Source organism: Microbacterium sp. PRF11 (genome assembly GCF_031844085.1).
Lineage (GTDB): Bacteria > Actinomycetota > Actinomycetes > Actinomycetales > Microbacteriaceae > Microbacterium.
Genome location: NZ_JAUZUP010000001.1, coordinates 917,992 through 942,785, shown reverse-complemented (window position 1 = coordinate 942,785; position 24,794 = coordinate 917,992). Strand labels below are relative to the sequence as shown.

Below are 24,794 nucleotides of genomic sequence, written 5' to 3'. Positions count from 1 at the left end.
CCCGGCGCGCACGCCTCCTAGAGGCGTACGACCACCTTCTGCGCCGAGACGCCTGCGCGCTGCCGGTCGAGGGCATCCTGCACGGCGGGGAGACCCTCGCCGACGACGAGCGGCGTGGGGGCGGGTCGAAGCGAACCCTCCGCCAGCATCCGCGGAACGACCTCGCCCCACAGTCGTAGGCCCATCGCGTCGTCGCGCAGGCTGCTGCCCCAGACGAAGCCGGCACGGATGCCGCGGCGCCGGGCGCGCAGCGTAGAACGAAGCGTTCCGAGGCCTATGCGGGCGAAGATCGGCAGCATCGCCGGGAACAGGTGCCGTCGACCGACCAGCGAGTCCAGCGAGACCGGCGTGCTGGCTATGGCCAGGCGCTCCCCACCGGTGCGAGCGAGCACGTCGATGCACGCATCGGTCGAACCCGCGCCGAGCGCCACCGCTCCGACGACGGCTCGTCGACCGTTGCGGCGACGAGGTCGGCCACCGCCGAGGGCGACCGGTGGTCGACGACGGCGTCCGCGCCGAGTCCGCGCACGGCCGCGGCGTTCTTCACGGATGCCGTGGTCACGACGTCGTATCCGGCGGCGCGCGCCAGTTGGATGGCGTTCATCCCCACGCTGGTCGAGCCACCCCAGACCACGACGACGCCCGTGGCGGCCGCGGGCACCGGTTCACCCGGCATCCGGATCCCGAGGTGCTGTGGCTGGAACAGCGCGCACGCGGCCGTGGAGAGCCCCAGCGGGAAGACCGCCGCCTCTTCGTCGGAGAGGTCGTCGGGGGTCGCCGCGGTGAGGCGCTCGACCAGGGTCGTGTACGCCTGGAAGGCGCCCTCGCGCAGCGCGTCGCGTCCGCGGTCGGTGCCGGTCGCAAGACCGAAGACGCGCTGTCCCACGCGGAAGCGGGTGACGGCGGACCCGATGGCGACGACCTCGCCCGCGACGTCGGAGCCGAGGACTGCCGGCGCGTTCAGCCACCGGTAGGTGACGCGGCTGGTGCCCTGGATGACCCAGTCGACCGGGTTGACGGCCACGGCGCGCACGCGCACGAGCACCTCGTCGGCGGCGGGCACGGGGGTGGGGACGGTGGTGACGGTCAGCGAGGCCCGGGGTGCGGGAAGGATTGCGGCGGCGTGTGAGGGCATGAGGAGCCTTTCGCGTGATGACACGGAGTGTCTTCACTATAGAGGTGATGACACCTCGTGTCGTCACATAGGATTCCGACATGGCCAGATGGGCACCCGATACGCGAGAACGCCTGCGCGCGGCGGCGATGGAGCTGTTCGCAGAGCGCGGCTTCGAGGCGACGACGGTGCCCGATATCGTCGAGCGCGCCGGTGTCACGCGCCGCACGTTCTTCCGGCACTTCGGCGACAAGCGGGAGGTCTTCTTCGGTGACGCCGAGATCCCTCGACTTGCCGCTCGGATGCTCGAGGTCGCCCCCGCCGACATGTCGCCGTTCGCGATCGCGTGGAGCGGCTTCCATACCCTCGCCGCCGAGCGCTTCGAGCCCCGCCGCCGCGAGATGGCGGCCGCGCGCCGCGTGATCGAGTCCGAGCCCGCCCTGCGCGAGCGAGACCTGCAGAAACAGGCCGACCTCCGCGCGGTCCTGGCCGAGGGGTACCGCGCACGGGGCGTCGATGCCCTGCGCGCGCGCGTCGTCGCGGGGATCGCGGTCGACCTGCTGCAGACGGCCCTCGAGCAGTGGGCGGCCGACCCGGCGGGTACCCCGCTCGTGGAGCACCTCGAGCGGGTCCGCCGCGAGATGGCGGACGTTCTGGCCTGACGCGCCCGGCCCCTCGCATCGCGACCCTCCCACCTCGCGCACCGGGGCGCTCTCCGTCGGTGGCGCCCCGATGTCCCGGTGCGCGCCACCCCGCCGCCCGTGTCGCGGGTCGCGACTAGCCTGGAACACGTGACCAGCACCCTTCGCCTCGACCGGCCGGGCTGGCGCACCTGGACGCTGTGGATCGTCGGCGTGCTGGCCTACGTCGTGTCGATCATCAACCGCACCTCGCTCTCCGCCGTCGGGGTGGATGCCGCGGTGCGCTTCGGTGCCGACGCCTCGGCGCTGTCGATGTTCGCCGTCATCCAGCTCTTCGTCTACGGTGCGATGCAGATCCCCGTGGGGCTGCTGCTCGACCGCTTCGGTGCGCGCCCGATGATCGCGATCGGCATGGTGCTGATGGCCGTGGGCCAGCTCGTCATGGCGTTCGCGGACGCGGTGGGGATCGGCATCCTGGCTCGCGTGCTCATCGGAGCCGGCGACGCCGCGATCTTCCCGAGCGTGCTGCGCGTGATCGCGACGTGGTTCCCGGCGCAGCGCGCGCCGGTGCTGGTGCAGCTGACGGGCATCATCGGTCAGCTCGGTCAGATCGTGGCGGTGGTGCCGCTGGCCGCGCTTCTGCACGCGACGAGCTGGAGCGTGGCGTTCGGCAGCGTGGCGGGGCTGGGCGTGCTGTTCGGGGTGCTGACGTTCGCGATCATCCGCAACCGTCCACCCGAGCGGCGTTCCGATCCGGTCGACACCTCGGTCAACACCGAGACGGGCGCCATCCGGGTCGTGCGTTCTGCGCCCGACCTCCGGAAGGGATTCCGCGAGTCATGGGCGCACCCGGGCACGCGGCTCGGATTCTGGTCGCATTTCGCGACGCCCTTCGCGGGCACCGCGTTCATGCTGCTCTGGGGCTTCCCCTTCCTCACCGCGGGCGAGGGACTCGAGCCGGCGACGGCGTCGCTCGTCATGACCTCGCTCGTGCTGTTCAGCATCCTCAGCGGGCCCGTGATCGGGGCGCTGTCGAGCCGCCATCCCACCCGCCGTTCTCGTTGGCTCGTCCTCCCCACGGTCGTGTTCCAGGCCGTCGTGTGGATCGTCGTGATCGCATGGCCGGGCCCCGCGCCCGTGTGGTTGCTGGTCGTGCTGATGTTCGCGCTGTCGACCGGGGGGCCGGCGTCGATGATCGCTTTCGACCACGCCCGCACATTCACCCCCAGTCACCGCCTCAGCACCGCGACGGGCATCGTCAACGGCGGCGGGTTCCTCGCCGCGCTCCTGGCGATCCTGTTCATCGGTATCGCGATGGACGTGCAGGGGGCGGGCAGCCCCGAGACGTATTCGCTCGACGCGTTCCGTCTGGCTTTCCTCACGCAGGTGCCGCTGTGGCTGATCGGCGGGATCGCGATCGTCGTGGAGCGCGGGCGCACCATCCGCCACGTCGGTGGTGTTCTCCCGCGTTGAGCCCGGTGCGAGACTCGAGGTCATGAGCTCGATCGACATCCGCACGCTCGATACGGTCGCGGGCATCCACGACGCCGCCCGGGTCCTCGACGCGGTGTGGGGCGAGCAGCAGACCATGCCGGCGAACATCCTGCGGGCGCTCGAGCACGCCGGCAACTACGTCGTGGGTCTGTTCGACGGCGACGAGATGATCGGTGCCTCGGCGGCCTTCTTCGGCCCGCCCGCCGAGCGGACGATGCACTCGCACATCACGGGCATCCTCCCCGGATATCAAGGGCGCGGCCTCGGGCGGCGGCTCAAGAATCACCAGCGCGACTGGGCGCTCGAGCGCGGCGTCGGCCGAATCACGTGGACCTTCGACCCGCTGGTGGGGCGCAACGCGCATTTCAATCTCACCGTTCTGGGGGCCCGTGCGGGGGAGTACCTCGTCAACCACTACGGCGACATGCACGACGCGGTGAACCGCGGCGACGAGTCCGACCGGCTGATGGTGACGTGGGCGCTCGCCGAGCCGCCCGCGCCGGTCCCGACGGATGCCGAGGTCTCCGCCGTCGTGCCGGTGCCCGACGACGTCGAGGCTCTGCGTCGCACCGACCCCGCCGCGGCCGCCGAGTGGCGGGGGCGCGTGCGGGAGCAGGTGCGGGGGCACCTGGCATCCGGTCTCCGCATCGGCGGGTTCGACCGGCGCGGCTACCTCCTCGTCGGGTGACCGCTCAGAGCGCGGCGGCCAGCGCCCGGCCGACGGTGCGCCCGGTGAAGATGCATTGCCCGAGGAAGGTGCCCTCGAGGGCGTTGTATCCGTGCGCCCCGCCGCCGCCGAAGCCCGCTGCCTCCCCGGCCGCGTAGAGGCCCTCGATCACCCGGCCGTCGTCGCCGAGCGCACGACCTCGAAGGTCGGTCTGGATGCCGCCGAGGGTCTTCCGTGTCACGACCCACAGGCGTACCGCGATGAGCGGACCGTGCTTCGGATCGAGGAGCGCGTGCGGCGTCGCGGTACGGAAGATGCGGTCGCCGAGGAAGCGCCGGCTGTTGCGGATGCCGATCGTCTGCGCGTCCTTGGAGTAGGGGTTCACGAGTTCGTTGTCGCGCGCGACGATCTGCGCCCGGATGCTCTGCTCGTCCAGCAGGTCGTCGCCGGTCAACGCGTTCATGCTCCGTACGAGCTCCGCGAGGTCGTCGGCGACGACGAAGTCCGCGCCCCGGCTCTTGAAGTCCTCGACCGGAGCGGGCGCCGAGCGGCCGAGCCGGGAGCGCAGCAGCAGTCCGAGGTCGCGGTCGGTGATGTCGGGGTTCTGCTCGGAGCCCGAGAGCGCGAACTCCTTCTTCACGATCGTCTGATCGAGCACGAACCACGAGTAGTCGTAATCGGCGATGTCGGGGGTGGTGCGCAGGATCTTCAGTGTCCCGAGGGTGTCGTACCCCGGCAGACCCGGTGCCGGCAGTCGGCGGCCGCGAGCGTCGAGCCACATCGACGAGGGACCGGGCAGGATGCGGATGCCGTGACCCGGCCAGATCGGGTTCCCGTTCTGCAGACCCTCGGTGTAGTGCCACATGCGGTCACGATTGACCAGGCGCACGCCCTGCTCGGCGGCGATGTCGAGCATGCGTCCGTCGACGTAAGCGGGCACTCCCGTGACCATCTTCTTCGGCGGTGTGCCCAGTCGTTCGGGCCACCAGCGACGGACCCGTTCGTGGTCGCCGCCGATCCCGCCCGTCGCGAGGACCACCGCTTGGGCGGTGAGGGTGAAGCCGCCGATCTCCGCGCGGGTGGAGGGTGCTCCTCGGCGCGCGTCGTCGGGAGCGAGCAGGGTCCCCGAGACGCCGGTGACGCGCCCGTCGGTGAACGTCAGGCGGTCGACGCGGTGCCGGAATCGGAACGTCAGGTCGCCGGCATCCGCGGCGGCACGCGCTCGATCGGCGAAGGGCTCCGAGATCCCGGTGCCCGTCCCCCAGGGCACGTGGAAGCGCGGGACGGAGTTGCCGTGCCCGGCGGCCGATCCGGCGCCGCGCTCGGCCCAGCCCACGACGGGCGTGAACCGCACGCCCTGCTCGTGCAGCCACGGGCGGGCCTCGTCCGCGGCGAACTCGACGAACGCGCGGCCCCACCTCTGCGCCCATTCGTCCTCGGAGTGCTCGCCCTCGAGACGGTCCCACCCGGCCGAGCCCTGCCAGTCCTGCCACGCGAGCTCGAACGAGTCCTTGACCCCGAGGCGGCGTTGCATGGGAGTGTCGACGAGGAAGATCCCGCCGAACGACCAGAACGCCTGCCCGCCGAGGTTGGCGGCGTTCTCCTGTTCGACGAGGACGACCCTCTTCCCGGCACGCACCAGTTCGGCGCAGGCGACGAGACCCGCCAGTCCCGCGCCCACCACGATGACGTCTGCGTCCACGACTCCTCCTTGACCCGCGCTGCCCTCGCGAGAAGGCTACTCACCCGGGCCGGGAGCAGGTCACCGCTCGCCGAGCGGGGTGTCCTCCTCCGCCGCCGGGTCTCCCGGACCCGGACCCGGGCGCACGGCGGCGTCGTCGCGCACGTCGATGCGCGTGATGCCGTCGTGTTCCGTGACGTCGAAGCGCGGGGCCGCGTCTTCCTCGGTCGCCTTCGGGGCGCTCGTCAGCTGGTCGTGGCGGTTCTCTTCGAAGCTCTTCTCGTCGCTCATCGCGTTCACTCCTCGCCGGCCGAACGCCAGGCGTCCGACTCCATGTGGGAGCCCGCCTGCGGGCCCATGTGCAGCATCCCGCCGTCGACGACCCAGCTGGCCCCGGTGACGTAGGCGCTCTGGGGTGAGGCGAGGAAGCGGATGACGTCGGCGATCTCCTGCGGCTTCCCGGGACGGCCGAGGGGGATGCCGGGACGGTGGATGCGATCGGCGTCCTCGGCGGACATGTCATTGATGGGGGTCGCGATCTCGCCGGGTGCGACGGCGTTCGCCGTGATGCCGTACTGGCCGAGCTCGAGCGCCATCGTCTTGATGAGGCCGCCGACGCCGTGCTTGGCGGCGACGTAGGGGGCCGAGCCCACGCGGGGCTGATGCTCGTGCACGCTCGAGACGACGATGAGGCGCCCGCCGTTACCGGCCGTCACCATGCGCTTCGCCGCGGTGTGCAGGGCGAGGAACGCCCCGTCGAGGTTGAGGGAGATGTCGGTGCGCCACGTGTCGAAGTCGAGGTCGAGGAACGAACCGCCGATTCCGCCGCCGGCGTTGTTCACGAACACGTCGAGGCCGCCGAGCTCGTCGGCCATGGCGTTCACGGCATCCGGGACCGCGTCGAAGTCGGTCGCGTCGAACTGTCGCACGATCGCCTCGACGCCGCGAGAGCGCACGTTGGCGGCGACCTTCTCGGCGCCGTCCTGGTCGGAGTGGTACGTGATGGCCACGTTCATGCCGGCGTCGGCGAGGGCGAGGGCGGTGGCCGCACCGATGCCCGAGTCGGAGCCGGTGACGATCGCGTGGCGGGGGGTGAAGTCGTCGCTCATGCGCCCGACGGTACGCGCGGGCGCGCGGTGCGCCCGGTCCCTTGCCTCCGCGGGCGGCGGGCAGTACGGTCGCCGGCTGGCTGCGGGCGGGCTTTCGGCGGGTGCGGTGCGGACCGGAGCGGCGGGATCCGGGGCGGGCGCGTGCCGGACTCCGGAGAAATCGACGATCTCGGGTGCCGCGGCGCCCGAAACGGCCCCGGGGAGCTGATTCCTCCGGAGTTCGGCACGCCGACCGCCCGGCGCCGGACCCCGCTACCCTCCCCTCATGCCCCTTCTCCGTCCCGCTTCGCCCGTGACCCTGGATGCCGTGGACCTCCGCGTCCTGCACATCCCGCTCGTCTCGCCCTTCACGACGTCGTTCGGCACCGAGACCGTGCGCGAGGTCATCGTCGTCACGGCTGTGACCACTGACGGTCGCGGCTGGGGAGAGGTGGTCACGTCCGCCGAGCCGTACTACTCCAGCGAGTACACGCAGGGCGCGTGGGACGTCCTCACCCGTTTCCTCGCGCCGGCGCTGCTGGAGCGCCGGACGTTCGCGCCCGAGGAGGTCGGTGGCATCCTGGACCGGGTCGTCGGGCACCGCATGGCCAAGGCGGGTCTCGAGCTCGCCGTGATCGACGCCGCGCTGCGTGCGGAGGGCCGCAGCTTCGGGCAGTACCTCGGCGCCGAGGCGGACCGTGTGCCCTCGGGCGTCTCGGTCGGCATCCAGCGCGATCCCGTGGCACTCGTCGAGACCGTCGGCGGATACCTCGACGAGGGCTACGTGCGCATCAAGATCAAGATCAAGCCCGGTCGCGACCTCGACGACACGGCCGCCGTCCGCGAGGCGTTCGGTTCGATCCCGCTCCAGGTCGACGCCAACTCGGCCTACACGCTCCAGGATGCCGACACCCTCGCCGAACTCGACCGCTTCGAGCTCCTGCTGATCGAGCAGCCGCTGCAAGAAGACGACCTGGTCGATCACGCGACCCTCGCGAAGAGGCTGACGACCCCGGTCTGCCTCGACGAGTCGATCGTCTCCGACAAGGCGGCGGCCGACGCGTTCGCCCTGGGGTCGGCGGCCATCCTCAACATCAAAGCCGGCCGTGTCGGCGGCTATCTCGAGGCCGTCGCGATCCACGACCGCGCGTTCGCGGCGGGCGTTCCCGTCTGGTGCGGCGGCATGCTCGAGACGGGGATCGGCCGTGCCGCCAACGCCGCGCTCGCCGCCCTCCCCGGGTTCACGCTGCCCGGCGACATCTCGGCATCCGCGCGCTTCTACGATCGCGACATCGTGACCGAACCCGCCGTCCTGGAGGACGGATACGTGCGCGTTCCGACCGGCCCCGGCCTCGGTGTCGACATCGACAAGGCCGCGCTGGATGCCTTCACCGTCCACCGCGAGCGGCTCACGCGATGAGCCGGGGCGCGCAGCCGGGCCGCGAGGGGCTCAGCGAGACGTCGGGAGACGACGTGCCCTGGGGGCGACCGGCGGTGGCGGGGATCCCGCTTCCGCCGTTCCGGGATGCCGCCGAGCAGGCGGCTTATGTGCTGTCGTTGCAGACGTTCCTCGCGCTCCTGGATGAGGGAGAGCCCGCCGCCGGGACGATCGCGCTGATGGCGGCCCTCGCCGCGGAAGTCGCGCGCGGGAACTCGGAGGCGTTCCCGCAGCTCTCGCCGCTCGCTCTCGGCGTGAGTCTGTCGACGTTCTTCCCCGCGCCCTGGACCCCGAAGACCCTCGCCGCTGCTCTCGCCCCGCTCGGGGCGTTCACCCCGCGGTACGGCTGGGGGAGTTGGGGATGGGGCGGCGACCCCGATTATCGGGCGACCCCCCACCGCGGCGGCTGGGCCATCGAGCGCCACGAACGTGGTTCCCGCACGCACGCCACGATGCCGCACGAGGGCGATCTCGTTCTGCTGTGGATGGACATGTATCGCAACCGTTTTCCGTATCCCATCGCGCACAGGCTCTCTGCATCGGCCCAGACGCCCGACGCGCTCGCCGCGGCCGCCCGGGCCACTCGCGCCGCGCACGCCGTGAACGTGGCGAAGCCGTATCTGCAGACCTGGCGCGAAGAGCGCGAGCAGGCCCTTCTCGAGCGGCCGGGCGGCCCCGAGCCGCTTCGATAAACTGGATGCCGCGCACTCGCGCTCGATCCCCACAGCTTTCCCGACCATTGGAGCCACCGTGGCCGAACAGTCCCGCCTCGACAAGGTCATCGCCCTCGCCCGCCATCGCGGGTTCGTCTTCCAGGCCGGTGAGATCTACGGCGGCTCGCGGTCGGCCTGGGACTACGGCCCCCTCGGCACCGAGCTGAAGGAGAACATCCGTCGCCAGTGGTGGCAGACCTTCGTCCGGGGTCGCGGCGACATGGTCGGTCTCGACTCCAGCGTCATCCTGCCCAAGCGCGTGTGGGAGGCGTCCGGCCACGTCGCGACCTTCACCGACCCGCTGGTCGAGTGCCTCAGCTGCCACAAGCGCTTCCGCGCCGACAACCTCATCGAGGACTTCGAGGCGCGCAAGGGCCGGAAGGCCGAGAACGGCCTCGCCGATGTGCCCTGCCCCAACTGCGGCACGAAGGGTCAGTACACCGAGCCCAAGTCGTTCTCGGGTCTGGTCAAGACCTACCTCGGCGTCGTCGACGACGAGTCGGGGCTGCACTTTCTGCGTCCCGAGACCGCGCAGGGCATCTTCGTGAACTTCTCGAACGTGCTCACGGCATCCCGTCGCAAGCCGCCGTTCGGCGTCGGCCAGGTCGGCAAGGCGTTCCGCAACGAGATCACGCCCGGAAACTTCATCTTCCGCACGCGCGAGTTCGAGCAGATGGAGATCGAGTTCTTCACCCCGCCTGCCGAGGCGGACGAGTGGTTCGAGCACTGGGTCGAGGCGTGCTGGAACTGGTTCATCGACCTCGGTATCGACGCCGACAACATGAAGCGTTTCGACGTCCCTGAAGACGATCGCGCGCACTACTCCGCCGGCACGATCGATGTCGAGTACCGCTTCGGCTTCCCGGGCAAAGAGTGGGGCGAGCTCATGGGCGTCGCCAACCGCACCGACTACGACCTCAAGAGCCACTCCGAGGCATCGGGCCAGTCGCTGACGTTCTTCGACCAGGCCTCGGGCGAGAAGTACACGCCCTACGTCATCGAGCCCTCGTTCGGTCTGACGCGCGCGATGATGGCGTTCCTCGTCGACGCGTACCGAGAAGAAGAGGTGCCCAACGCCAAGGGCGGCACCGACACCCGCACGGTGCTCAAGCTCGACCCGCGCCTCGCGCCCGTCAAGGTCGCCGTACTGCCGCTCTCGCGCAACGAGCGACTGTCACCGCTGGCCCGCGAGGTCGCCGACACGCTGCGCTCCGCCGGCTGGAACATCGACTTCGACGACGCCGGCGCCATCGGCCGCCGCTACCGCCGTCAGGACGAGATCGGCACGCCGTTCTGCGTCACGGTCGACTTCGACTCGCTCGACGACAACGCCGTGACCGTCCGCGACCGCGACACGATGGGCCAGGAGCGCATCGGCCTCGACGCCCTGCGCAACTACCTCGCGGAGCGTCTGCGCGGCGCCTGACCCGCATCGCGGGTGACCGGATGCCATGGCTCGAGGCCGCGGCATCCGGTCTTCGTCGTTTTCGGGCGCCGTCGGTCGCGGGCGGCGCAGGTCGCGGCGGCGCTCCTGTGGATAGCCGCGGTGCGGTTCGCGCCCTTCGCTAGCCTGGGGCGACGACCGACGCCGAGGGGGCACGATGACGGAAGTCGAGGGTGGGGCACAGCTCACGGGGGCGCGTGGCCGCCGGGGCCGGGCGCCCTCGTCGACACGTCCCGCTGTCCGTCGTGCTTCGCGGCGATCACCGCGTCACCGTGCGCATCCTGCGGACTCGATCTCACCGACGCGCGCACCGCACGCGTACTCGAGCTGTCACGGCGCATCGTCGACCTCGTCGACGAGCGAGCCGACGTCCTGCTGAGCGTCCACCGCGATACCGAGGCGGCCGCCGCAGAGGCGCGCGCCGAGCAGGAGCGGGTGCCGGCGGTCGAGGTCCCTCCGGGGCTCTCGGCCCCGGCGATGACCCCTCCGCCGCTTCCCGTCCGGCTGGATCCCGCGAGCAATCCCGCCGCAGCGGCTGACGCGGCGTTCCCGCCGCCGCCCGGGCCCGCTGTCGCTCCGACGCCGGCGCCCCGGTCCGCGCCGGAGGCGGTGCCTGCGGAGGTGCCGCCGGTCGTCGACGGCCCTCCCGCCGTTCCCTCCGCGCTCCCTCCCGCGGAGCCTGCCGGTCCCCGCCGCTCCAGCGTCCAGGTCTTCCTGCTGTCGGCCGGTGTGGTGCTGCTGGCGGTCGCGGCGGCTTTCTTCCTCACCGTCGCGTGGATCGGCGGGGGACTCGTCCTGCGCTCGATCATCATCGGGTTCGTGACCGCGGCGGTCATCGCGACGGCGTCGTTGCTGCGCCGTCGCGGACTCGGCGCCACCGCCGAGGGCATCGCGCTGCTGGGCATCGCCTTCGTCGCTCTCGACGTATGGGCGGTGCGAGCGAACGACCTGGCCGGGGCGGCCGATCTCGAACCGAGCGTGTATTGGGGCGCGACGACGCTGGCCGCGGGTGCGGCGTTCGTCGGATGGGCGCGACTGTCGCGCCTGCGGGCACCGCTCTCGGCTGCCGTGGCGGCACTCGCGGTCGGCCCCGCCGTCCTGGTCGCCGGTGTCTTCACGCGGGACGCCGCCCTCGGGTGGTACGCCTGGGGTCTCGCTCTGCTGCTCGTCGCCCTCGCCGCGCCCTTCGCCCCGTTGCTCGCTCGCCGCCCGCGGCCGGCTCTGACGGTCGAGATCGCCGTCGTCCGAGGGCTCGGCGCCCTCGGTGCGGTCGCCGCGCTGACGGCCGCACTGATCGTCGACCCCCGCTCTCCGGCGACGCCGGCGATCCTCACCGCCGTGCTCGGCGTCGCTCTCGCCCTTCACACCGGTTCGCTCACGCGTCGAGGTGCCGCGAGTCTCGCCCCGACGGCGGCGGTCGCGGCGGTCATCGTGCTCGGCGTCGGCATCGCCGCCTCCGTCGTCCGCGCAGCGGATGCGACCCTGTCGGTCACCGTCCCGGTGCTGGTGGCCGCCGCCATCGCCTTGGGTCTCGACGCCGCGGCGCGCCGTGCCGCTCCGGGTCTCGGCCGCACGAGCGTCGTCGCCGCCTCTCTCGCCGGGGCCATCGTCGCGGGTGCGGCCGCGGTCCTCCCGGTTCTCGGGGCGATCGCCGCCTTCGGAGTGCCGCTGCGTCGGGCGACCGTCGTGTTCGGTCGCTCCGCCGTCGACGCCGATGTCCCGGATGCCACCAGCAGCGCCGCGGTGATCTCGCTCGCCGCGATCGTAATCATCGCCGTCGTCGTCTGGCGTCTCTCGGGATCGTGGATGCAGCGCCGGACTCGCGCGCTCATCGCGGCGGTCGGTGTCGCCCTTCTCGCGGGGCCACAGCTTCGCGTGGTGGTGCTCGTCGTCCTCTGGTACCTCGCGCTGGCGGTCGTCGCGGTCGTCATCCTCCGTCGTCGTCGAGGCGACATCGCGCTCGCCGCGGTGGGAGGGACCACCGCTCTGGGCGCGGGCTGGCTGTTGTCGTTCTCCTCTCCGCTCGCCTGGGGCGTGGCCACCGTCGTCGTCGCCGTCGTGGTCGCGGCCGCCGCCGGCGCGCACCCGGGGCTGCGCAGACCGTCGACGGTGACGGTCGTGCTGCTCCTGACGAGCAGCGCCGTGCTCGTTCCCGGGGCGTTGCGCGCGGGGGCCGATCTCGTCGTCTCCGGCGCCACCCCGCTGACGGTGCCGCTGGCCGTGGCGTCGCTGTGTCTCGTCGCCGTCGTCATTCCCGCCGGGCGCCGCGCAGGGCTCGACGACGGGCAGCGGGGCGCGGGCGCGGTCGCCGCTCTCACGTCGATCCTGGTCGTCGCCGCACCCGCGCTCCTGTTCCGGACGGGGGTCGCGACCGACGTCTGGGTGCTCGCAGCGACGCTCGTCGCATCCGGCGCGGCGGCGGCGGTACTCACCGCGTCTCACCGAGCGTGGCGCGTCGCGCGTCCGTTCGCGGCGGTGATGACGCCGCTGCTGCTCGCGGCGGCTGCGGGCTCCGCCCTCCGGCTGGTCGAGGCGCCCTCGCTCCTCCCGCCCATCGCCTTCGCGGCCCTCGCCGTCGCCGTCGCGGCGGCAGCACTGCGCCTGTCGGGCTCCGACACCCCGACCCGTGCGTACCTCGACGCGGGAGCGGCGATCGTCGCGATGCTCTCGATCGCCGCCGCCCCGTCGCCGGGCGTCCGGTGGATCCCCCTCCTCCTCGCCGCGGTCGCCGCCGTGCTCTGGGCTACGGACGCCGACGGGCTCTTCCGCTCCCGCGGCGGACGCCGTCATCTCGTCTGGCTCGGGCTCGTCCTCGGCACGCTCGCGCTGTGGACGCGGCTGTTCTGGCAGCAGACCGAGACCGTCGAATTCTTCACGGTTCCGGTCGGCCTCGGGGTCATCGCGATCGCGGCCGGTCACGAGCGGGCTCGGCGCCTCGTCGAGGGGCGTTCCGTCACCGTGCCCGCGGTGATCGCCGCCGCCGGAACCACGGTCGCGCTCGCACCCAGTGCGCTGGCCGCCGCCGACGACGTCGTCCGTGTCGCGGTCGTCGCGGCGGTCTCCGTCCTGGTGCTGACGGGCGCGGCCTGGAGTCGCGCTCCGCGCACGCCGGACGAGCTCCCCGTCGCGGTCGCAGCCGCGGGTGCCCTGTCTCTCGTACTGCTCACGGCTTCGCAGCTGCCCCGTCCCGCGATCCGGAACGGGGTCGGGGTCGCAGATCTGATCGTCGTGGTGTGCGCCGTCGCGATCGTCGCGGCCGCGCTCGGCGTCGGGCGGCGGTCGGCGTCCTGGGCGCTGCCTTCCGCGCGCGGCGCCGTCGTCGCCGCCGCCGTGGTCCTCTCACTCGGAACCACGATGCTCATCGCCGTCGACGGCGGACCGGTCGAGCGGGTGGTGGTCGGCGTGGTCGTGCTCGGCTCGGTCGGCGTCGCGGCGCTGCGGTTCCGGCATCCTCTGATGGGGATGCCGCTGGCGATCACCGCGCACTCCGGGGCGGGCCTCGTGGCGCTCGTCGCAGCGGGAGCGGGCGTCCGGCCCCTCGAGTGGACGACCGTTCCGCTCGCGGTCGTGTGGGTGGCCGCCGCCGTCCTCGACCGTCGTCGGCCCATCGGCGTCGCCTCGGTCCTGTTCGCGATCGGTGGACTCGCGGTCGGACTGCTGCCTTCCGCGGCCCTGGCCTCCGCGTCGCCCGCGCGCGCCATCGGGGTCACCGTCGCCGCCGTCGTCGTGATGGTCGTCGCCGCGGTCACGCTGCGTGGTGCTCTTCTCGCGCTGCTGACACCGATCGTCGCCGTCGCATCCGCCGGTCTGGTGATGGCCGCGTCGCTGCGCGCCCTGCACGAACTCACCACGGCGCTCTTCGACGTCTGGATGCTCGCCGCGACCGTTCCGCTGACGGCCATCGCGCTCGTCCTGCGTCTGCGCCGCCCGGACGTTCCCTCGCCCCTGGCGACGGTCCTCGCGATCGCCGGTCCGGCCGTCGCCGTCGCTCTGACCGTCGCCCGGCTCGCCGCCACCGCAGAGGGCCCGCTCCGCCTGAGCGCGACCCTCGTCGTCGTCCTGGCCCTCGGCCTGTGGTGGCACGGCCCGGTGGTGCGGCCGGCGCTGTTCGGCCTGTCCGCCGTCCTCGCGCTCGCGGCGGTCGTGCTCGGCAGCGCCGACCCGATCGAGACGGCCACGGTTCCGGTCGCTGCGGCGATGCTCGCCCATGGCATCCGCACCTTGCGTCGACGTCCCGAGTCGCGCACCTGGCCGGCGCTGGGCATCGGTCTGGCGTTGCTGCTGATCCCGTCGCTGGCGTACGACTTCTCCGCCGGCAACGCGCTCTGGCGCGTCATCGTGCTCGGCGTCGTCGCTCTCGCGACGTTGCTGGTCGGGGTGCGGCTGCGCTGGCACGCGCCCGTGCTCGTCGGCGGGATCGTCCTCATCATCCACGCCGTCGCCCAGTTGTGGCCGTGGATCACCGCGCTCTACGAGAGCGCGTCGGGCCTGTGGTGGCTGTGGCTGGGAATCGCCGGCGTCCTGCTCATCTTGGTCGCGGCGACCTACGAGCGGCGCATCCGCGAGGTGAAGGCGGTGGCTCTGGCGATCCGCTCACTCCGGTGACTGCGCCACCGGGCCTCCGTACCGCCGGGCGCGGCACGAAGACCTGCGGATGCTGCGCCCGACGGAGCCGGCGGATGCAGCGTGACGCCCCCGGATGGCGAACGCGCCCTCCGCCGCTCAGGCTGCGCGTCGCACGGGGTCGATCTCGACACCCACCCGCTCACGGAAACGCAGGACGACCGCGTCGGCCGACGGTGAGTAGCGGTAGGGCATGACGATGCGGTCCTGGTGGGCGCCGGGGGCGTCCCACAGCATGGTGACGCGTTCGGGCTTCAGCACGGCGAGGAAGCCCCGCGTGTCGTCGTCGCGCGACCCGGACTCGTCGACCCACTCGCGGAACAGGACGGAGGGAGCCGAACCCGGATCTTCCAGAGCGGATTCGAGCGCATGACGCGCCATCAGATCGATTCGGTCCCAGCCCGACAGGATGGCGTCGAGCTGCGCGAGGTGACGCTCGTCGAACCGCCCGGGGAAGTCCACCTCGAGGCGGAACGGCACGGTGACGCCGCCGAGCTCGGTCGTTGTTTCGAAGACGCCGCCGCCGGGGCCGCCGACGAGCTCTACGGGTCCGAGGACACGGCTTTCCATTGCGATGCGATCCGTTCTGCGGTGGTTCGGGCGGCCGACGGGCCTTCAGGAGCGGGGGGTGAGGGCTTCGGACGCGGCGAGTTGCTCGACGGTCCGCTGGTTCTCGGCGTCGGTGTTGAAGTAGTTCTCCACCTCGGCGTCGAACAGGTCGCGCCCGCGCTCGTACTCCGTGCGGGTGGAGATCAGGGCGTCGACGGTCAGGTCGTACAGGGTGAACGCGGCGGCGTGTGTTCCCGCCGAGATCTGCCCACTGTGCGGCGCGGGATCGGAGTACGGCGGGGAGCCGAGAGAGGATTTCGCGGCGTCCAGGGCATCGAGGATGCGCCCCATGTTGCTCGACACGGTGTTGGTGTGTTGGCGCACCATCACGATCTCGTCGGAGAAGTTCTCCGGCGGCGTCTGGATCCGGTAACGGTCGAGGTCGAAGCCGCTCGGATCGCCGGCGATGTGGTCCACGGCCCCCGTCAGCATGGTGCGGACGGCGTTCTCCTGATCTTGCACCGCCTGGCGGAGCTTCTCGAGGGAGTCCTCGAAAGACGACATGATCGGGTCGTACCCGTCGCCCGTGATCGAGGCGTCCGCGCTGATCGCGGTCACCGCTGTCGAGGCCGCCGTCGACAAAGCCACCATCGAGCCGACGAGCGGCGCCGCGGTTCCGGCGGTGGCGACGGTCGCCACCGCCGCTGCCACGGTTCCCACGACCCCCAGCGTGACGCTGAGGTTGGCGGCGGCTTTGCTCTCGGCGTAGTCGGCGCACGCGGTGGTGCCCTTCTCGACGATGCTGGCTACGTCGCTGCGCGCTCCCTGCCACATGCTCGATTGCATCGCGTAGTTGATCTGAAGGATCGCGGCGGCGGCTCCGAGGCTCTGGGCCACGCCCTTGAACTGCGTGTAGTAATTGTCCATCATCGGCTCGATGAACGACGCGACGAGCTGCTGGTTGAGCAGGTCGCCCATCGTGTTGGCCGACGTGAAGATCGCCCCGTCATCCGCGACGGATGCGCCGCTGCCCGATGCCCCCAAGCTCGCCGCCGCCGTCGACGTCGACGTCTTGAACGGGTCCGCGCCGGACCCGGTGGGAAGTCCGCGCCATCTGTCGACCGCATTGTCGACGCGGGAACGGATGCCGTCGAATGAGATGTCGTCATCCCACGGCATACCGTCGACTCTGCCGCCACCCTCACCGGCCGCGTTCGGCATCTCGTAGCCGTTGGGCGCCCAGCCCCATTTGTAGTATTTGTTCTCGCCGAGCAGGTCTTCGTAGAAGCCGTCTTCGGCCATGTACGCGTCGATCGCGGCCTTCTTCAGGCGGCCCACGGAACTGTCGAGATCGTCGTAGCTCACAGAAGTGTCCTCATCCGTCTTGCACGAACGGGGGATGACCGGTGGTGTGCACCACGAATGCGCCCCCTCTCACCAATGTCGCATACCGCGGCGTGAAAGAGAACCGTGCGCGGGCCGGGCTGTGCCATTCGCCTAAGCTCGTCCTGTCTCGAGGAGGGGGAGCCGATGGTCGCAGAGGGAGAAATCACGACGACGCGGACGCGCGCCCTGAGCGTGGCCCTGTCGGTCGCCGCTCTCGTCTTCCTTGTGGCCGGGGTGCTGCTGTCGTGGTCTCGGGCGGCGGTGCTGGCGTTGCCCGTGATCCTCGGGGTGATCGCCCTCGTCCTCGCTTTCCGGGCTCGGCGGTCCGTGGGGGGCCGGCCGGGACCCGCCGTTGCTTTCCTCCTGGCCGCGGTGGCGATCATCGCTCCCGCTCTCACGGTGATCGGGGTGATCCTCGCCGGGGTCTTCGCCCCCTCCGCCACCTACACGCTCACGGTCGACTCACCCGAGCCGGTCACCGTGATCATCCGCGACGGCGCGGACAGCACCACCGAGCAGTGGTCCTCGGGCAGGTCCATCAGTCTCGACTCGAGCCAGGGCGTCGTCGGCATCGATGCGAGAGCATCCGAGCCCACCGCGGTGATCTCGTGCGAGCTGGTGCGCGATGGACGCACGATCTCGACCGACGAACGCGCCGGTTCCGTCGATTGCGGCTACAACGCCGGTCGCAACTGACGCCGGACGTCACCCGGGGGCGTCGCCTGCTGCACCGGTGCCTCGGCACTCAGCCCTTGGTCTCCTTCGCCGCCGCTTTCGCGGCGCGCTTGAACTCCCGCACCTTGGTCAGCGACTCCGGGCTGACGATGTCGGCGACCGAGCGGAACGATCCGTCCTCGCCATAGGGGGCGGACGCCTCGCGCCACCCGGCGCCGTCGAAGCCGCGCTGCTTGCCGAGCAGGGCGAGGAAGATCTTCGCCTTCTGCTCGCCGAAGCCGGGCAGTGCCTTGAGTCGCTTGAGCACCGTCTTGCCGTCGGGCTCGTCGCGCGTCCACAGGTTCTCGGCGTTCCCGTCCCAGTCCTGCTCGATCGCCGCGCACAGCGCCTGCACGCGCCCCGCCATCGAGCCCGGGTAGCGGTGGACGGCGGGCGTCTGCGAGAACGCGGCGGCGAACTCGTCGGGATCCTGATGCGCGATCGCGCCGGCATCCATCGACCCGGTGCGCTCCCGGATCTTCAGCGGACCGGCGAATGCGGTCTCCATCGCAACCTGCTGGTCGAGCAGCATGCCGATCAGCAGGGCGAGCGGGTTGCTCGACAGCAACTCGTCGGCGGCGGGGTCATCGGTGATGCGCAGGCTCATGTCGACATTCTCGCGCGCTTTCCCGCGGACGGGCGCCCTCGCCTCGGGCCGTTCCGACGGCCCGGCGCGGCTCACTCGGCCTCGGCGATCCACTTCTGCGCGAAGGGCACGGCATCCATGGTCCCGAGGTCGGCGGTGACCTCGGAGATCTGCTTCTCGAAGTGCGAGATGCTCCCCGGCTTCAACCTCTTCACGAGGGAGCCGTCGACGCGGCGGATCACCGTCTCCGACACCGACGGCGCATCCTCCTCCACCTGGAGCAGGCCCAGCACCAGCGTGGCCGCCCATCGCGGGGCGTTGCCGCGTCGACGTTCGCCCGCGACGACGTAGACCTCGGATGCCGGTGTGCTCACGGCAACCATCCTGCCGGAGGCGGGCGCCGCGGCGCGACGCCCGGCCACGGGAGGAGTTTCGGCGGAGGGAGGACGGATGCCGCCGGCCCGGTCCTCCGCTACCCGAACCTCCTCCCCCCGGACACCGCGACGACGCCTCGGCTCCTGCCCCGCGCCGGGAGCCGTCGCGGCACTGGGCGGGCCGCAGCCTGCCCCGTCGGGCGAGGGACCGGCCGAACTCAGCCCGCGTCGGCGATCTCGCCGCGCGGAGCGGCGACGGCGGGGTCGGTGACCTCGATGCCGAACAGCGCCGACAGGGCGTCGACGTAGTCGTCGGCACGACCGGCCTCGGCCAGCTCGTGCGCGCGCGTCGTGGGGGTGTGCAGCAGGACGCCGACGAGGTGGCGGAGGGCCTGCTCGGTCTGCCCGCCCTCGTCGCCTCGGGCGCGGACCCGCGCGACTTCGGCGTCGAGCACGCCGAAGACGTGGGCGCGGAGGGCGACGACGGCGGGGGTGATGTTCTTGCGCTCGCCGACCGAGGCGAAGCGGCGCGCGGCGTCGCGGACCACGTCGCGGGCGGCGTCGGTGGCCTGCAGCTCCTCGAGGGGGGCGTGCAGGCGGATGGTCTCGAGGTCGAGCAGGTCGACGCCGGGGACGTTGGCGACGTCGGGGTCGACGTTGCGCGGCAGACCGAGGTCGATGACCAGTCGGCGTCCGGTGTGGTCGATCGGGCAACCGGCGGCGGCCGTCGACTCGGAGCCCGTGCGGCCGGCGGCGAAGGTCGCCGCGCTGACGACGTGATGCTCGCTGGTGGTGCAGGTGATGACGAGGTCGGCGTGCGCGACGGCGCTCGGGAACGTCTCGGCCGAGACGGCGCGCAGTCCGTGCTTGGCGGCGAACTTCGCGGCGCGGCCCGAGGGAGAGTGCACCGAGATGTCTTCGGCGCCCTGGTCGCGCAGGGCCGCGACGGTGGCCGCGGCGTAGGCGCCGGTGCCGACCAGCAGCACGCGCTGCGTGGCCCAGTCGGCGATGCGGCTGTCGGCGAGCTCGAGGCCGAGGCGCACGAGGGAGCGGCCCGCGCGGCCGATCGCGGTGGTGTTCTTGACCCCGCGCTGCGCTTCGGAGGCGCGCTGGAACAGGCGCTCGAGCTCGGCGGAGGTGGTGCCCAGAGTGCGCGACTCGGTCAGCGCGCGGCGCACCTGGCCGGCGATCTCGCCCTCGCCGACGACGACGGATTCGAGACCGGATGCCACTGAGAACAGGTGTTCGGCCACGTCGTCGCCGCCGAGCACGGTGTAGGAGCCCTCGAGCTCGCTCGCGGGCACGCCGGTGGCGGCCTCGATGGCGCCGAGGGTGGCGTCGATGCCGAGGGCGACGGCCGCGGTCACGGGCTCATCCATGTCGACGTACGCCTCGAAGCGGTTGCAGGTGGCGACCACGACCGCGCCCTGCACGCACTCGTCGTGGGCGGCGATCAGGGGGGCGACGGGGGTGCTGGGTACGCTGAGCCGCTCGAGGAGCTCGAAGGACGCGGTCTTGTGACTCGCGCTGACGCACAACAACACGCTCATATTCTACGCCCGGCGACCTCCGGGTATTCCGGGCGCCCTTTCGACGTCGAGGCATCCCCGTGGTTCACAGAAGCCGGGTGGGAGGATGGATGCCATGGCCTCCCTCGATGCTCCCCTCCTCCGCGCCCTCCGCGGCGACCGCCCCGAGCGGCAGCCGGTCTGGTTCATGCGTCAGGCGGGGCGTTCGCTGCCGGAGTACCGCGAGCTGCGGGTGGGCACCCGCATGCTGGACGCGTGCCTGACGCCCGACCTCGCCGCCGAGATCACGCTGCAGCCGATCCGCCGTCACGACGTGGATGCCGCCATCTTCTTCAGCGACATCGTCGTGCCGTTGCGTCTGGCCGGGGTCGACGTGGTCATCGAGCCGGGTCGCGGCCCGGTGTTCGCCGACCCGGTGCGGACGGCGGCGGATGTCGCGCGCGTCACGGCGATCGACCCGGCCGAGGTGGCGGCTGCCGCCGAGCCGGTGCGCGAGGCCGCACGCCGCGTCGTGGGCGAGTTGTCCGATTCCGTGCCCCTCATCGGTTTCGCCGGGGCACCGTTCACGCTCGCCGCGTACCTCGTGGAGGGCGGCCCGTCCAAGGAGCACCTCCGTGCCCGCGGCATGATGCACGCCGACCCCGAGTCGTGGCACCGTCTCGCCGGCTGGCTCGCGAAGGTGTCCCGCGCCTTCCTCGACGCGCAGATCGAGGGCGGGGCGCAGGCCGTCCAGCTGTTCGACTCCTGGGCGGGGTCGCTGTCGACGGCCACGTTCCGCGAATTCATCGCGCCGCACTCCACCGCAGCTCTCGAGGGCATCGAGGTTCCGCGCATCCACTTCGGCGTCGGCACGGGGGCCTTCCTCGACGACATGCGTCTGGGCGGTCTCGCCGACGCGGTGGGCGTGGACTGGCGGATGCCACTCGACGAGGCGGCCTCGCTGGTGGGCCCCGACACGACGCTGCAGGGCAACATCGACCCCGCGCTGCTGGGCGCGCCGTGGCCGGTGCTCGCGGCGCACGTCGACGACGTCCTCGCCCGCGGTCGCGCCGCGCGCGCGCACGTGCTGAACCTCGGCCACGGTGTGCCGCCCGACACCGACCCGGAGGTGCTGACCCGCATCGTCGCGCACGCGCACGGGAGCGTCGCGTGAGCGAGCCGCTCGAGCGTCTCGTCCGCCACGCGAACGAGACCCGCGTCGTCGTGGTCGGCGGCGGGATTTCGGGCCTCGTGGCGGCGCGCGAGTGCGCAAAGGTGGGGCTGCGGGTGACGGTGCTCGAAGCCTCCGAGGCCTTCGGCGGCGTCGTGCGATCCGCCGAGGTGGGCGGGATCACCCTCGACGTGGGGGCCGAGAGCTACGCCACGCGCGGCGGTGTGGTCCGCGAACTCCTCGACGAACTCGGCCTGGGCGACGACGTCGTCGCGCCGAACCCGGCGGGTGCGTGGGTCGTGGGCGTCCCGGGCGTGGGCGCCGCGCCCCTGCCGAAAGGCGGGGTGCTCGGCATCCCGGACAATCCCTTCGCCCCCGACGTGCGTCGCATCATCGGCTGGTCGGGCGCGTGGCGCGCCTACGTCGACCGCGTGCGGCCGCCCCTGACGATCGGGCACGCGCTCAGCCTCGGCAAGCTGGTGCGCTCGCGCCTCGGTTCGCGGGTGCTCGACCGGCTCGTCGCCCCCGTCACCAGCGGGGTCTACTCCGCCCGGCCCGACGACATCGACGTCGAACTCGCCGCTCCGGGGCTCAACGCCGCCCTCACCCGCACCGGTTCGCTCACCGGGGCCGTCGCCGAGCTGCGCGCGCGTCGCGCCTCATCGCGACCGGCCGATGCGCCGGCATCCGATGTCCCCGTGGGCTCGGGCGCCGCGCGCACCCCGGCCCCCGGGGGCGCCGTCGAGGGCATCGCCGGGGGCATGTCGCGCCTCACCGACGCGCTCGTCGCCGGACTCCGCGAGGCGGGTGCCGAGCTGCGCACGGGGGTCGTGGCCGAGAGTCTGGGCCGCACCGACACCGGCTGGACCGTGTCGACCTCCGCCGACGAACAGCCCGTCGAGGCGCACGCCGTCATCGTCGCGCTGCCCGAGGGGCCGGCACGTCACCTGCTAGCGCCCGTGGTCCCGGGGCTCGAGGTCGGCGACCCGGTGGCGCCCGTCGTCGAGGTGGTGACTCTCGTCGTCCACGCCCCGGTCCTCGACCGTGCGCCGCGGGGGACGGGCGTGCTGACGGTACCCGGCAGTCATGTGGCGAAGGCCCTGACCCACTCGAGCGCCAAGTGGGACTGGGTTCGGGATGCCGCCGAGCCCGGCATCCACGTCGTCCGCGTCTCGTTCGGGGCACAGGGCGAGGAGCCGGCCACCGCGGCCTTGGACGACGACGCCGCGGCCGCGCTCGCCCTCTCGGATGCCGCACGGATGCTGGGCGTCGAGCTCTCGGCATCCGCTCTGCGCGCCGCCCATCGCTCGCGCTATGTGCAGTCGCAACCGGCCGCCACCATCGGGCGGGCCGCGGAGACCGCCGCCGCCCGTGGCGCGGTCCGTGCGGTCGCAGGGCTCGGGGCGACGGGGGCGTGGATCTCGGGCACGGGTCTCGCGCAGGTCGTCCCCGACGCGCGCGACGAGGCCGACCGGGTGCGCAGCGCGGTGCTGTGGCGCGGCTGATCCGCTCTTCTCGACCATGCGGGCCCGCCTGTCAAGGGCGGATGCCCGACGCGGCATACATGACTACTGTGAGACTCGACCAGCACTCGATCGAGCGTGAGGAGACCCCATGAGGGGCAAAGCAGCACTCGTCGTCGGACTCGTGGCGGGCTACGTGCTCGGAGCACGCGCGGGCCGCGAGCGGTACGAGCAGATCAAGGCTCAGGCCGAGAAGGTCTGGGACCGACCGGCCGTCCAGGGACAGGTCGAGAAGGTGAAGTCGTTCGGCGTCTCCGCCCTCAAGTCCGTTCCCGGTGTGGTGTGGAAGGGCGCGAAGTCCGTCACCAACGCCGCTTCGGGCTCGGGCACCGTGCAGGAACGGGCCGAGCGGGCCGGACGCGCCGCCAAGCAGTCCGCCGGCGAGGTCGCCGACGTCGTTGAGGACTCCGTCGACGACGCCAAGCAGGCCGAGAAGACGGCCACCGCGCGGGCGAAGGCCAAGAGCGGCACCGACTCGTCCGGGAGCTGAGGCATGACCACTCCGCGCGGATTCCGCGATCGCACCGACGACAGTCTGTTCACCCTGATCGGCGACATCCCCGAACTGGTGCGCAACCTCGTCGTCGCCGAGATCAACGGCGCCAAGGCGTGGGCGCAGCGCACCGCGAAAGACGCCGGGATCGGTGCCGGCTGGTTCGTCGGCGCGCTGATCGTGGTCTTCTGGGCCGTGCCGGTGTTCTTCGCCTTCGTCATCGCCGGACTCTCGTCGTGGTGGCCGGTGTGGCTGTCGGCCCTCGTCGTGTTCGGCGTGATGATCGTCATCACGGCGATCCTTGCCCTGCTCGGCTACCTCCGGTTCAAGAAGCTGTCGAATCGCGAGAACCCGGGCAAGGCCATCGCCGAAGACGTCCGCATCGTCAAGGAGGCCCGCGATGAGTATTGAGCGTCCCGTTCCCGTGCCGCGCACGGCGGTGCCCCTCGGCATCACCGACCCCGTCGAATCGGCCCGCGCCGAGCTCAAGGCGGCTCTGGCCGCCATCGAGGTCAAGGCGAACGTGCCGCGCCGTGCGAGCGATGCCGTGGACCGCACGATCCACGACGTCCGGGCCAAGGCCCAGCGCAATCCGGGGGCCGCTGCTGCGGCCGTCGCGGGCGTCGCGGTCGCGGTCGGCCTCGCCGTGTGGGGGCTCGTCAACGCGTACACGCGCTGAGAAATCGTGAAGCGGCCCGTCCCCTGGTGGGGCGGGCCGCTTCGTCGTCCCTGGTCAGACCCTTACGGCTCGTCGACGAACAGGCCCTTGAGCAGGTCCTCGAAGTACTCGGGGGTCACGGCGATCGGACCCGCGTACGCGTGGTCGAAGCCGGCGATGGCGTACAGCAGCAGTGCGACGAAGAGGGCGAGCATGCCCGACATGAGCAGGTGGACCCGCAGGTTCCTCACCTCGATGAGGCCGATGAGGACGGCGTTCAGCACGGCGCCGACCGACAGCACGATCCACAGCACGCTCGGCAGCGCCAGATGCGTCAGGGCGATGCGCTCCCGGCGGTTCTCCACGAGAGCGTGGAACTGGTCGAGGGACTGCTGCACGTAGAGGATCTCGGCGGGCGACGCGGGCTGCACGGCGCCGATCGCCTGCTGGATGGCGGTGATGTTGGCATCCGTCTCCTTCGGGATCTCCAGGCGGCGCTGCATCGGCCAGTCCAGGTCGATGACGTTGCGCGTGTACTGGCCGATCTGCTCCTGAACCTGGGTCGACTGAGGCTCGGGCAGCAGCGCCGCGGTGCGGTACAGCGCGGCCAGCGATGAGGACTCCTCGAGCACCACCCCGTCGACCTCGGTGAAATTGCCGTAGGCGGCCGCGGCGATGAGAGCGAGCGTCACGCCGTAGAAGACGCCGTACGCGCCCACCGCGTAGCTGAGGACGCGATCCCATTCCTCACCCTGCGGGGCGACGCGGAACACCCAGATGCGCAGGACGAGCAGGATGGCGCACGATCCGCCGACCACCAGCACGATGAACAGCGGCAATCCCACGGACATGGGCAGGTCGTACAGCCACATCGCGCACCCCTTCGCGAGGCATCCCCCGATGCCGTCGTCGCACAGTACCAATGCGCA

At 71.9% G+C, this 24,794-nt stretch carries 24 protein-coding genes; 13 read left to right on the top strand and 11 right to left on the bottom strand.

Going from position 1 to position 24,794, the window contains the following annotated elements:
- Positions 1 to 17: 17 nt before the first annotated feature.
- Together Q9R20_RS04450 and Q9R20_RS04445 are read right to left on the bottom strand one after the other, a co-directional pair.
- Positions 18 to 392: a hypothetical protein gene (locus Q9R20_RS04450; RefSeq protein WP_311248183.1), complete on the bottom strand. Its 375-nt coding sequence runs from the start codon at positions 390 to 392 to the stop codon at positions 18 to 20.
- Entirely contained in the window at positions 356 to 1,135 is a 780-nt protein-coding gene (locus Q9R20_RS04445) for a zinc-binding alcohol dehydrogenase family protein (RefSeq protein ID WP_311248182.1), read from the bottom strand. Before Q9R20_RS04445 ends, Q9R20_RS04450 begins: the two co-directional genes overlap by 37 nt.
- 80 nt (positions 1,136 to 1,215) lie before the next feature.
- On the opposite strand from Q9R20_RS04445, the gene Q9R20_RS04440 reads away from it, so the two are divergent.
- From Q9R20_RS04440 to Q9R20_RS04430, 3 genes are all read left to right on the top strand, one after another.
- Positions 1,216 to 1,776 (top strand): TetR family transcriptional regulator, encoded by a 561-nt coding sequence (locus Q9R20_RS04440; protein WP_311248181.1) that lies wholly within the window; start codon positions 1,216 to 1,218, stop codon positions 1,774 to 1,776.
- Between the two features lie 129 nt (positions 1,777 to 1,905).
- Entirely contained in the window at positions 1,906 to 3,228 is a 1,323-nt protein-coding gene (locus Q9R20_RS04435) for an MFS transporter (RefSeq protein WP_311248180.1), read from the top strand.
- A 22-nt stretch (positions 3,229 to 3,250) separates the two neighbouring features.
- Positions 3,251 to 3,937 carry a GNAT family N-acetyltransferase gene (locus tag Q9R20_RS04430; protein ID WP_311248179.1) on the top strand — a complete coding sequence of 229 codons (687 nt, stop codon included), beginning with the start codon at positions 3,251 to 3,253 and terminating at the stop codon, positions 3,935 to 3,937.
- A 4-nt stretch (positions 3,938 to 3,941) separates the two neighbouring features.
- On the opposite strand, the gene Q9R20_RS04425 is transcribed toward Q9R20_RS04430, so the two are convergent.
- From Q9R20_RS04425 to Q9R20_RS04415, 3 genes are read right to left on the bottom strand one after another with little or no spacing between them, the layout of a single operon-like run.
- Positions 3,942 to 5,618 (bottom strand): FAD-binding dehydrogenase, encoded by a 1,677-nt coding sequence (locus Q9R20_RS04425; protein ID WP_311248178.1) that lies wholly within the window; start codon positions 5,616 to 5,618, stop codon positions 3,942 to 3,944.
- A 60-nt stretch (positions 5,619 to 5,678) separates the two neighbouring features.
- Entirely contained in the window at positions 5,679 to 5,888 is a 210-nt protein-coding gene (locus Q9R20_RS04420; RefSeq protein ID WP_311248177.1) for a multidrug transporter, read from the bottom strand.
- 5 nt (positions 5,889 to 5,893) lie between these two features.
- A complete protein-coding gene (locus tag Q9R20_RS04415; RefSeq protein ID WP_311248176.1) occupies positions 5,894 to 6,706 on the bottom strand; it encodes an SDR family oxidoreductase in 813 nt (270 codons plus the stop codon).
- Between the two features lie 265 nt (positions 6,707 to 6,971).
- On the opposite strand from Q9R20_RS04415, the gene menC reads away from it, so the two are divergent.
- From menC to Q9R20_RS04395, 4 genes are all read left to right on the top strand, one after another.
- Positions 6,972 to 8,105, top strand: a complete 1,134-nt coding sequence (gene menC, locus Q9R20_RS04410; protein ID WP_311248175.1) for an o-succinylbenzoate synthase — start codon at positions 6,972 to 6,974, stop codon at positions 8,103 to 8,105.
- On the top strand, positions 8,102 to 8,815 hold the full coding sequence (locus Q9R20_RS04405; RefSeq protein ID WP_311248174.1) for a hypothetical protein: 714 nt from the start codon (positions 8,102 to 8,104) through the stop codon (positions 8,813 to 8,815). The genes menC and Q9R20_RS04405 overlap by 4 nt, the downstream gene beginning before the upstream one ends.
- A gap of 58 nt (positions 8,816 to 8,873) precedes the next feature.
- Positions 8,874 to 10,262: a glycine--tRNA ligase gene (locus Q9R20_RS04400; protein ID WP_311248173.1), complete on the top strand. Its 1,389-nt coding sequence runs from the start codon at positions 8,874 to 8,876 to the stop codon at positions 10,260 to 10,262.
- Between the two features lie 627 nt (positions 10,263 to 10,889).
- Entirely contained in the window at positions 10,890 to 14,885 is a 3,996-nt protein-coding gene (locus Q9R20_RS04395; protein WP_311248172.1) for an SCO7613 C-terminal domain-containing membrane protein, read from the top strand.
- A 117-nt stretch (positions 14,886 to 15,002) separates the two neighbouring features.
- On the opposite strand, the gene Q9R20_RS04390 is transcribed toward Q9R20_RS04395, so the two are convergent.
- Positions 15,003 to 15,473 (bottom strand): hypothetical protein, encoded by a 471-nt coding sequence (locus Q9R20_RS04390; protein ID WP_311248171.1) that lies wholly within the window; start codon positions 15,471 to 15,473, stop codon positions 15,003 to 15,005.
- Between the two features lie 45 nt (positions 15,474 to 15,518).
- Positions 15,519 to 16,817, bottom strand: a complete 1,299-nt coding sequence (locus Q9R20_RS04385) for a hypothetical protein (RefSeq protein ID WP_311248170.1) — start codon at positions 16,815 to 16,817, stop codon at positions 15,519 to 15,521.
- Positions 16,818 to 16,982: 165 nt separating this feature from the next.
- On the opposite strand from Q9R20_RS04385, the gene Q9R20_RS04380 reads away from it, so the two are divergent.
- Complete coding sequence (locus Q9R20_RS04380) at positions 16,983 to 17,534, top strand: hypothetical protein (protein WP_311248169.1); 552 nt, start codon at positions 16,983 to 16,985, stop codon at positions 17,532 to 17,534.
- Positions 17,535 to 17,583: 49 nt separating this feature from the next.
- On the opposite strand, the gene Q9R20_RS04375 is transcribed toward Q9R20_RS04380, so the two are convergent.
- From Q9R20_RS04375 to Q9R20_RS04365, 3 genes are all read right to left on the bottom strand, one after another.
- A complete protein-coding gene (locus tag Q9R20_RS04375) occupies positions 17,584 to 18,159 on the bottom strand; it encodes an HhH-GPD-type base excision DNA repair protein (protein WP_295840140.1) in 576 nt (191 codons plus the stop codon).
- Positions 18,160 to 18,230: 71 nt separating this feature from the next.
- The gene (locus tag Q9R20_RS04370) at positions 18,231 to 18,512 is read right to left on the bottom strand and encodes a hypothetical protein (RefSeq protein ID WP_311248168.1); all 282 of its coding nucleotides are present in this window, start codon (positions 18,510 to 18,512) and stop codon (positions 18,231 to 18,233) included.
- A gap of 218 nt (positions 18,513 to 18,730) precedes the next feature.
- Positions 18,731 to 20,056: a glutamyl-tRNA reductase gene (locus tag Q9R20_RS04365; protein WP_311248167.1), complete on the bottom strand. Its 1,326-nt coding sequence runs from the start codon at positions 20,054 to 20,056 to the stop codon at positions 18,731 to 18,733.
- Between the two features lie 100 nt (positions 20,057 to 20,156).
- On the opposite strand from Q9R20_RS04365, the gene hemE reads away from it, so the two are divergent.
- From hemE to Q9R20_RS04340, 5 genes are all read left to right on the top strand, one after another.
- Positions 20,157 to 21,194 (top strand): uroporphyrinogen decarboxylase, encoded by a 1,038-nt coding sequence (gene hemE, locus Q9R20_RS04360; protein WP_311248166.1) that lies wholly within the window; start codon positions 20,157 to 20,159, stop codon positions 21,192 to 21,194.
- Positions 21,191 to 22,696: a protoporphyrinogen oxidase gene (hemG, locus tag Q9R20_RS04355; RefSeq protein ID WP_311248165.1), complete on the top strand. Its 1,506-nt coding sequence runs from the start codon at positions 21,191 to 21,193 to the stop codon at positions 22,694 to 22,696. Before hemE ends, hemG begins: the two co-directional genes overlap by 4 nt.
- Before the next feature lie 109 nt (positions 22,697 to 22,805).
- Complete coding sequence (locus Q9R20_RS04350; protein ID WP_311248164.1) at positions 22,806 to 23,204, top strand: hypothetical protein; 399 nt, start codon at positions 22,806 to 22,808, stop codon at positions 23,202 to 23,204.
- Between the two features lie 3 nt (positions 23,205 to 23,207).
- The gene (locus Q9R20_RS04345) at positions 23,208 to 23,618 is read left to right on the top strand and encodes a phage holin family protein (RefSeq protein ID WP_295840133.1); all 411 of its coding nucleotides are present in this window, start codon (positions 23,208 to 23,210) and stop codon (positions 23,616 to 23,618) included.
- Complete coding sequence (locus Q9R20_RS04340) at positions 23,608 to 23,886, top strand: hypothetical protein (RefSeq protein WP_311248163.1); 279 nt, start codon at positions 23,608 to 23,610, stop codon at positions 23,884 to 23,886. The genes Q9R20_RS04345 and Q9R20_RS04340 overlap by 11 nt, the downstream gene beginning before the upstream one ends.
- Before the next feature lie 62 nt (positions 23,887 to 23,948).
- Here the strand turns inward: Q9R20_RS04340 and Q9R20_RS04335 are convergent, their stop codons facing one another.
- Positions 23,949 to 24,737 carry a DUF4239 domain-containing protein gene (locus tag Q9R20_RS04335; RefSeq protein ID WP_311248162.1) on the bottom strand — a complete coding sequence of 263 codons (789 nt, stop codon included), beginning with the start codon at positions 24,735 to 24,737 and terminating at the stop codon, positions 23,949 to 23,951.
- Positions 24,738 to 24,794: the final 57 nt, after the last annotated feature.